The organism is Dolichospermum lemmermannii CS-548 (genome assembly GCF_028330815.1).
Lineage (GTDB): Bacteria > Cyanobacteriota > Cyanobacteriia > Cyanobacteriales > Nostocaceae > Dolichospermum > Dolichospermum lemmermannii.
The window spans coordinates 1-8,564 of sequence record NZ_JAQMTJ010000093.1; the positions used below are offsets into that span (position 1 = coordinate 1).

An 8,564-nucleotide genomic window follows, 5' to 3' on the forward strand; every position below is an offset into this window, starting at 1 on the left:
AAGTAAGTAGACGAAAATAAATCAAAGTAGATTAAGTAATGTAAAAAATCTGGAGATGATTTCGTAGTAAGGGCTTCAGCCCTCAAATGAGGAATAAATTCCTCACTACAAACTTTGAATTATTCAAGCCGTTCTACTTAACTGAGTTTTACACTTACCGCGTAATTCTATAAACTTCTGGCAAAAGTCGAGAAAAGAGAAAAGATACTTTTCATTAACCTCATCACTAATCCCCAATCACTACTAAAATGAGTCTTGTAACCGCCCCATTTACAAAGCGGGGAAGAGGAGATAAATAACGGATAATTATGGGTAAGCAGCGCGTTCTGTCGGGAGTTCAACCAACTGGTAATTTACACTTAGGTAACTATTTAGGTGCGATTCGCAACTGGGTAGAAATTCAAGACCAGTATGAAAATTTCTTTTGTGTGGTAGATTTACACGCCATCACTGTACCGCATAATCCCGCCACTTTAGCGGCTGATACTTACAATATTGCTGCATTATATTTAGCCTGTGGCATTGATTTACAGCATTCTCACATCTTTGTCCAGTCTCACGTTTCCGCACACAGTGAACTGACTTGGTTGCTAAATTGCATTACCCCTCTGAACTGGTTGCAAGATATGATCCAGTTTAAGGAAAAAGCCGTTAAACAAGGGGAAAATGTCGGTGTTGGTTTGTTAGATTATCCCGTACTCATGGCGGCAGATATTCTCCTTTATCAAGCTGATAAAGTGCCAGTAGGTGAAGATCAAAAGCAACATTTAGAACTAACGCGAGATATCGTCAATAGGTTTAATCACCAATTTGCGAAAAAAGCACCTATATTAAAATTACCAGATCCTTTAATTAGAAAGGAAGGTGCAAGGGTGATGAGTTTGACAGATGGAACCCGGAAAATGTCAAAATCAGATCCTTCAGAATTAAGTCGGATTAATATTTTAGACTCACCAGAGGAGATTACTAAGAAGATTAAACGCTGTAAAACTGATTTAGTGAGGGGTTTAACCTTTGATGATTCAGAACGCCCAGAATGTCATAATTTATTAACTCTGTATACCCTACTGGCTGGAAAAACCAAGGAAGAGGTAGCGGTTGAATGTGCAGATATGGGTTGGGGACAATTCAAACCTTTATTGACAGAAACGGCGATTCATGCTTTACAGCCAATTCAAACTAAATATCAGGAGGTAATGGCGGATAAAGGCTATTTGGAGTCAGTGTTGCGAGATGGTGGCGAGAAAGCCAGAGCGATCGCTAATCAAACTTTAGCAGATGTTAAAGCTGTTTTGGGTTTCACTGTTCCTCTTTAAGGTTTAAGCTTTTAGGTGTCTGATGTTTTACCTTATTAGCAAACCGAAATTATAATGTTATGCCGGATACCCATAGCTTTAGTGCTTTTAATAACTTCCGTAAAGCCGCCCTTGCAGGTGAATTTTTAATTACCGCCGAAGTTGCACCTCCCAAGGGAGGAGATCCAGTCCAGATGCTTTCAATGGCGGCGACTCTTAAGGGAAGGGTTCATGCTGTCAATATTACTGATGGTAGCCGTGCTGTAATGCGGATGTCTTCGTTGGTAGCCTCGGTAATTTTATTGCAAAGTGGGATTGAGCCGATTTGTCAATTTGCTTGCCGTGATCGGAATAGAATTGGATTACAAGCAGATTTAATGGGTGCTCATGCTTTGGGTATCCGCAACATTTTAGCTTTAACTGGCGACCCTGTAAAAGCAGGAGATAATCCTCAAGCAAAAGCCGTTTTTGATTTAGAAGCTGTGCGGTTATTGCAGTTAATTAGAAACATGAATCAGGGCTTTGATTTTAATGAGAAACCTCTCACTGATGGCGCATTAGATTTATTTGCCGGTGCAGCAGTAGATCCTCAATCTCAAAGTTGGTCAGGTTTACAAAGTCGGTTTGAAAAGAAGATAGTAGCCGGGGCGCAATTTTTTCAAAGTCAATTAATTACTGATTTTGAAACATTAGAAAAGTTCATGGATAAAATTGCTGTAGGTTACAATAAACCAATTCTGGCGGGAATTTTTCTGTTGAAATCGGCAAAGAATGCCCAGTTTATTAATAAAGCTGTTCCCGGTGTGAATATTCCTGAACACATTATTGAGAGGTTAGCAAAAGCGAAACATCCTCTCGAAGAAGGAATGAAAATTGCCGCCGAACAAGTGCAGATTGCGCGAGGATTGTGTCAGGGTGTGCATCTGATGGCGGTAAAGCGGGAAGATTTGATTGCACCGATTTTGGATTTAGCGGGGGTCGAAAAGGTTAGTTAGCCTGTGGGGGTAATTCATGAATTACCCCTACTAAATTAGGATGATCAAATTTAGCTGCGTAACAGCTTACAGTTTTGAAAACCAGCAAATTCAGTTTTGTCCAAACATTGAGAACGCAAAACATTGATGAAAACGTAAATTACCTTACTCCTTTTGTAGTCATTGATAACTTCCCATTTATCCTCCAATACCATGCAAATATATTGCAGTCAACAACACATAAATAATGGTAGTCATCGTTTTTGTACTCATTGCGGTGAAGCATTACCTTTGAGTGTGGGACAAGTTATTGATAATCGTTATGAAATTGCGCGAATATTGGGACAAGGTGGTTTTGGCCGCAGTTATTTAGCGATTGATCGGCAAAAATCTCGTAAAACCTGCGTTTTAAAGGAATTTGCCCCCAATATTGTCAAACCGCAGGAGTTAGAAAAAGCAAAGGAACTGTTTGAACGAGAAGCAAATGTCCTGAAAAAAATCCAACATCCCCAAATTCCACGTTTTCACGCTTCTTTTCAGGCAAAAATTGGGACTAAGGATTTTTTCTTTTTGGTGCAAGATTATATTGAGGGTGATAATTATGACCAATTATTTACAAAGCGTCAAAGTCAGGGAAAGTCTTTTAGTGAAGAGGAGGTTATTAATTTACTACACAATATTCTCCCAATTTTGACTTATATTCATTCTCTAGATATAGTTCACCGCGACATTTCCCCGGATAATTTGATTTTACGTCAAAGTGATAATTTACCTGTGTTGATTGATTTTGGTGGTGTCAAACAGTTACCAGCTGATCAGGGTTTTTGGCGGACACAATTGGCTGTAAATGCAACTTTATTAGGTAAAAAGGGATACGCACCTGAAGAACAGTTACTTCAGGGAAAAGTCTATAAAAGCAGTGATTTTTATTCTCTAGCAGTGACGGCTTTAGTATTGATCACGGGGAAAGAACCAAATTTACTTTATGATAGCTATAATGGCGTTTGGTTTTGGGGTAAGGAAATTAAGGTTAGTCCCAAATTAGAGGCTGTCTTCAAAAAGATGTTGGCATATAAACCGAGCGATCGCTATCAAAAAGCCGAACAAGTTATTAAAGATTTACCTTTACCATCTCTTTCATCTACACCACAGACTATGCAAACTCCTAATAATCCCCATCCTTATATTACTAAGTTAAAAACAGAGGTGGTAGCACCAGGTATAAAACGCGCTCGGACTCTTCATAGTGGTGTCCACAACAAAACGACATTATTTGTCCAGAAAATTCCGATGCCAATATGGTTGCGGCCTTTTACTGTTAGCTTTATTATGACTACGGGAATGTTGTTAACAGGCGCTGGTGTGTTCGCTTTAGGAAATTTTGCAGTTAAGGGGATAACATCAATTACAGTTCCTCAAATTGAAGTTCCTCAAATTCCATCTAATGGTAAACGCAGTATTCAGCAAATTTCCAGTCGTGTGCAAAAGCTAGAAATTTCTGCGAATTTTTTTAATAATACAGTTAATGAAGTTTTCTATACCCAAAAACCAGAATTAAATAAACGTCAGTTAACTGAGAAACCGGCAGATGCTGCTTTGCGGGAACAATGGAATCATGTTGCAGATCAGTTGTTAAATCATATAGAAAAGGCTAATTTAAGTGAAACTGCTAGAAAGAAAATAGGTAGTTATAGTCAACAAGATTCTCAACGCTGGGAACAACTTGCTAAAGCTGGAAGATTGGGTAAGTATAAATCTTTCCAGGATTTACGCGCAGATACATATCAAACATTTGAACCATTGTTTCCTGGTCAAGAACGTGGGAAACTAAATCAAAAAACTTTTCTGCAAATTTGGTATGCGATCGCATCTGATAAAGTAGAGAATAAGCAATAGGTAATGGGTAATGGGTAATGGGTAATGGGTAATTGGTAATTGGTAATTGGTAATTGGTAATTGGTAATTGGTAATTGGTAATTTGTCAGAACTAACAACTAACAACTGACAACTAACAACTAACAACTAATAACTAACAACTAACAACTAACAACTGTACGGGCGAAGCATTTGGAGAACTATTTTTGGCAATGACCGATAATTTATCTTCCAAATGCTTCGCCCCTACTAACAACTGACAACTGACAACTGACCAATGACTAATATTTATTGTTCTCAAGGGCATCAAAATCCGTCTGGTAGTAGGTTTTGTCTCCAATGTGGAGACAAAATTGCTAATGTACCGACATCTGGAAATCAGGGGATTCAACCAGGGCAAACTTTAGGCGATCGCTATGTTATTATTCGACAAATTGGCCAAGGAGGATTTGGCAAAACTTATTTAGCGGAAGATATTAACCGCTTTCGAGAAGCTTGTGTTTTAAAAGAATTCTCTCCCCAAGTACAAACTCGTTATGTTCTTCAAAAAGCAGAAGAACTTTTTCAACGAGAAGCAAGTGTTCTTTATAAATTACAACATCCTCAAATTCCCCGGTTTCGGGAACTATTATGCCTTAATTTACAAGGAAAAGAAAGTCTTTTTTTAGTTCAAGATTATGTAGATGGTGAAACTTATAATTCTTTGTTAAATAGTCGTAAAAAACAGGGTTTAAAATTTACAGAAGCAGAAATTTACCAGTTATTACAGCAAATTTTACCAGTATTGGCATATATTCACTCCCTTGGTGTTATTCATCGTGATATTTCTCCTGATAATTTAATGCTTCGTAGTAGTGATCAATTACCTGTGTTAATTGATTTTGGAGGTGTTAAACAAGTAGCCGCAACCGTCGCCTCTCAATATTACCAAACAGGGGCAATTGCCTCTCCTATCAATGGCACATTATTGGGAAAAATAGGATTTGCACCACCAGAACAAATGCAAACAGGTGTGGTGTCTACCAGCAGTGATTTATATGCTTTAGCTGTGACAATGTTAGTTTTACTGACAGGTAAACAGCCCCAGGAATTAATTGATACTTATAATTTTAGTTGGCAATGGCGGCGGGAAGTCAGTCTCAGTTCCGCATTTGGACAAATTATAGATAAAATGTTATCACCAGTTGCAAGCAGTCGCTATCAAACAGCCCGTCAACTTCTCCAAGTCCTGAACCCTCAAAGTGTTAGCTATCAGCAAACTCAACCCCCCACATCTGCAACTGTTGCTGTTTCTCCTCCCAAAACCCCAACCCCAGTTCCTGAACCTGTAATTATTCCCACTCCTCCCCAACCAGGTATTTGGACAGGAACAAATGTTTTGATTCTCGTCTTTGTCTTGACTATTGGGAGTTATTTATATTGGCAGAAATTTAAAACCCCGACCAATAATTTACAGGGAAATAACTCGACAATTATATCTAGTCCCAATCCCACGGAAATCATAAAACCCCAAATTAATTTTTCACCAGAGGAAAGACAACGCAAACAAAAATTGAGCGATAGCCGTGAAGAATTAGGTATAAATTATAAATTTTATGTTACACTCGTAAATCAAGCTTTTCGGGACAAAAATCCCAATTTAAAAGGGCGTATTCTTAGCGATAGTCCAGAAGATGAAAGTTTACGGGCAGAATGGGATAAAACCGCTGCTGAAGTTCTAGAAAAGCTATCTGCAATCACTTCTGACTCTCGCCGTCAACTGGGCAATTATACTGGGAATGAACGCGCAATCTGGCAATTGAAAATTAATAAAATCAACGTTGGTAGTCGGTCTTTATATGATTTAGGTGATGCAGCTTTTTTACATGAATTTCCTGAACAAAAGGGTAAAAGTTTTATTAAACAACCCATTGGACAAGTTTGGTACGCATTTGTCAATGATCAATTTAACGCTATTCTTGATAAAAGCATATTTGAAAAAATCGTCTTTCCTGAAGGTGCTACCGGGAAAACAGTGAATGGAAGTTTGCAACCAGGAAGAGGTAAAGTTTTTATTGCTGGACTAGCCAAAGATCAAAATATGGAAGTTAAGCTAGAAGCAAATTCAAAAGTTTTATTATCAATTTATTCTCCTTCTGGGAAAAACCCATTGCTAGAAGATTCTCAAAAACGGACGATATCTGCAACATTATCAGAAAAAGGATTTTATGAATTTGTTGTTGTTTCCACAGCCTCAGAACCGGTAGATTATCAACTGACTGTAACAGCAGAAAATCCACCAGAACCTGAACCCACAGAAACGCCCTCAGAAACCCCAACGGAAGAACCAATTCCGACGGAAACACTCACACCTGAAAGTAATTATTGACACTCTCAGGGCTAAAGCCCCTGAGTTTCCCACTTACCGCCAGATATTATAATTATAATTAGCGAGGTATCTCCACAGATTGAGGAAAATCAAGTGAGTTTATTAAAAGATCAGGTTGCAATTGTCACAGGTGCATCAAGAGGAATTGGCAGAGCGATCGCTATCCAACTAGCATCCCAAGGCGCAAAAGTAGTTGTTAACTACGCTAGTTCTAGCACCGCAGCAGATGAAGTAGTAGCAGAAATCACAGCAGCAGGAGGAGAAGCCATTGCCCTCCAAGCAGATGTTTCTCAAGAAAATCAAGTAGATACACTCATTAAAACCACCTTAGAAAAATTCCAGCGCGTGGATATCTTGGTCAACAATGCAGGTATTACCCGTGACACCCTGCTATTAAGAATGAAATTAGAAGAATGGCAAGCAGTCATAGACCTTAACTTAACTGGTGTATTTCTATGTACAAAAGTAGTCAGTAAAATTATGCTTAAACAACGTTCGGGGCGAATTATTAACATCGCTTCCGTCGCCGGACAAATGGGCAACCCTGGACAAGCCAACTACAGCGCAGCCAAAGCTGGAGTAATTGGCTTTACCAAAACCGTTGCCAAAGAACTTTCTTCCCGTGGCATCACTGTCAATGCCGTTGCCCCCGGTTTCATTACCACCGACATGACTAGTGATATTAAAGCTGACGGCATCCTGCAATATATCCCCCTGGGGCGTTTTGGTAAACCAGAAGAAATTGCCGGCATGGTGCGCTTTTTAGCATCAGATCCGGCCGCAGCTTACATCACAGGGCAAGTATTTAACGTTGATGGCGGGATGGTGATGTAGTTTGTCAGTGGTCAGTGGTCAGTGGTCAGTTGTTATACTAAATATGGTTGGGACATGGACTTTTGCAAAATTACAAAAAACTTGGATTTGTAGTAGTAGGGGTTTAGCCATTGGTGTCAACTTAACGTAAATTGATGTCCCTTCAAGCCAGGGAATTTATTCCCTATCTAAAAGCTAAAGTCGTTTAAAGCCCACTAAGTAGGTTAGCATTGAAAGTCGTCGTTATGGCACTAGGCAAGAGGCAATACTTCGACTTCGCTCAGTAACCAGAGGCAAGAGTGAAGAGGGTTTGGGCGATTTTACTTTTCGTTACATATTACTCTTCGAGAAGCCGCTCCGCGTCTACGGTTTTTTCCGTTCACCTACTTACAGCGGTTTCCGCTCTTATGAGGTACAAAGTTGAATCATGAAACTCTTGTAGTGCGGGCATACTATGGCTAACGCCACGCTGCGCTATCGACAAGCTCAGTACAAGTCTTGCCCGCTGGATATGTACCTCATAACACCGGAAAGTGCTGTAACTGATTGAAAAATTCCAATTAAACTGTCTTACTAGTACATCACGGCGTAAATAAAGCAACCATATTCAATCGCCAAAAAGCCTACTGTATATTAGTTTTGACTTTTGACTTTTGACTTTTGACTTCCGCCCTGCGGTACTAGCTTTTTAAACATAATAAAAAAGCTGGATTTTTGGTGTCTATAATTTATTCATTGGTGGCTACTTGATTTTTAAAAGCTATAGTTTTTCATTAGTCATAAATGTAGTTTTTGTATACTACTTATTGAAGTGCAGAATGTGGGTTTGAAAATAACCGGCACTACCACCGGGAATAAGATAACTTTCAAAAACTATAACTTTTGCACCTTTGGCTGCTAATTGGGTGGCTGTCACTAAACCACCAATACCAGAACCAATAACAATGACATCAAATAATTCAGAATTCATAATTTGTAATTTAATCCAAAAAAGAGGGAAAAGTCTGCTGCTGCTGACTAATCCCGCCTGCCGATTCTTTAAAGAGAGGAGAACACTTGAGAATAATATAACTCTGATTGAGAATCTTTGTCAACTATTAATGAGAAGATTTATCAATAAATCCCACATTCCGCACCCCAAACTGTCACAGATCAAAAAAGCCCTTAAAGTAGTACATAATAACTAAAGTCAATTCAAAAATTAAGATGCTTAATGAGAATAAGTAGCATTAAAAGGGA

At 38.9% G+C, this 8,564-nt stretch carries 6 protein-coding genes and 1 pseudogene; 6 read left to right on the top strand and 1 reads right to left on the bottom strand.

The features are described from left to right. The first annotated feature begins 308 nt into the window (after positions 1–308). From trpS to PN450_RS06055, 6 genes are all read left to right on the top strand, one after another. Positions 309–1,316 carry a tryptophan--tRNA ligase gene (gene trpS, locus PN450_RS06030; protein WP_271835724.1) on the top strand — a complete coding sequence of 336 codons (1,008 nt, stop codon included), beginning with the start codon at positions 309–311 and terminating at the stop codon, positions 1,314–1,316. Positions 1,317–1,375: 59 nt separating this feature from the next. Then, positions 1,376–2,290: a methylenetetrahydrofolate reductase gene (locus tag PN450_RS06035; protein WP_271835725.1), complete on the top strand. Its 915-nt coding sequence runs from the start codon at positions 1,376–1,378 to the stop codon at positions 2,288–2,290. Positions 2,291–2,482: 192 nt separating this feature from the next. Beyond that, the gene (locus tag PN450_RS06040; protein ID WP_271835726.1) at positions 2,483–4,165 is read left to right on the top strand and encodes a serine/threonine-protein kinase; all 1,683 of its coding nucleotides are present in this window, start codon (positions 2,483–2,485) and stop codon (positions 4,163–4,165) included. A gap of 256 nt (positions 4,166–4,421) precedes the next feature. Further along, positions 4,422–6,512, top strand: a complete 2,091-nt coding sequence (locus PN450_RS06045) for a protein kinase domain-containing protein (RefSeq protein WP_271835727.1) — start codon at positions 4,422–4,424, stop codon at positions 6,510–6,512. A gap of 93 nt (positions 6,513–6,605) precedes the next feature. Further along, positions 6,606–7,346, top strand: coding sequence for a 3-oxoacyl-[acyl-carrier-protein] reductase (gene fabG, locus PN450_RS06050; RefSeq protein ID WP_015079664.1), 741 nt, complete (start codon positions 6,606–6,608; stop codon positions 7,344–7,346). A 1-nt stretch (position 7,347) separates the two neighbouring features. After that, positions 7,348–7,476, top strand: a complete 129-nt coding sequence (locus PN450_RS06055; RefSeq protein WP_271835728.1) for a hypothetical protein — start codon at positions 7,348–7,350, stop codon at positions 7,474–7,476. A gap of 654 nt (positions 7,477–8,130) precedes the next feature. Here the strand turns inward: PN450_RS06055 and PN450_RS06060 are convergent. Next, a pseudogene (locus tag PN450_RS06060) lies at positions 8,131–8,295 on the bottom strand (FAD-dependent oxidoreductase); the annotation flags it as partial. Positions 8,296–8,564 lie beyond the last annotated feature (269 nt).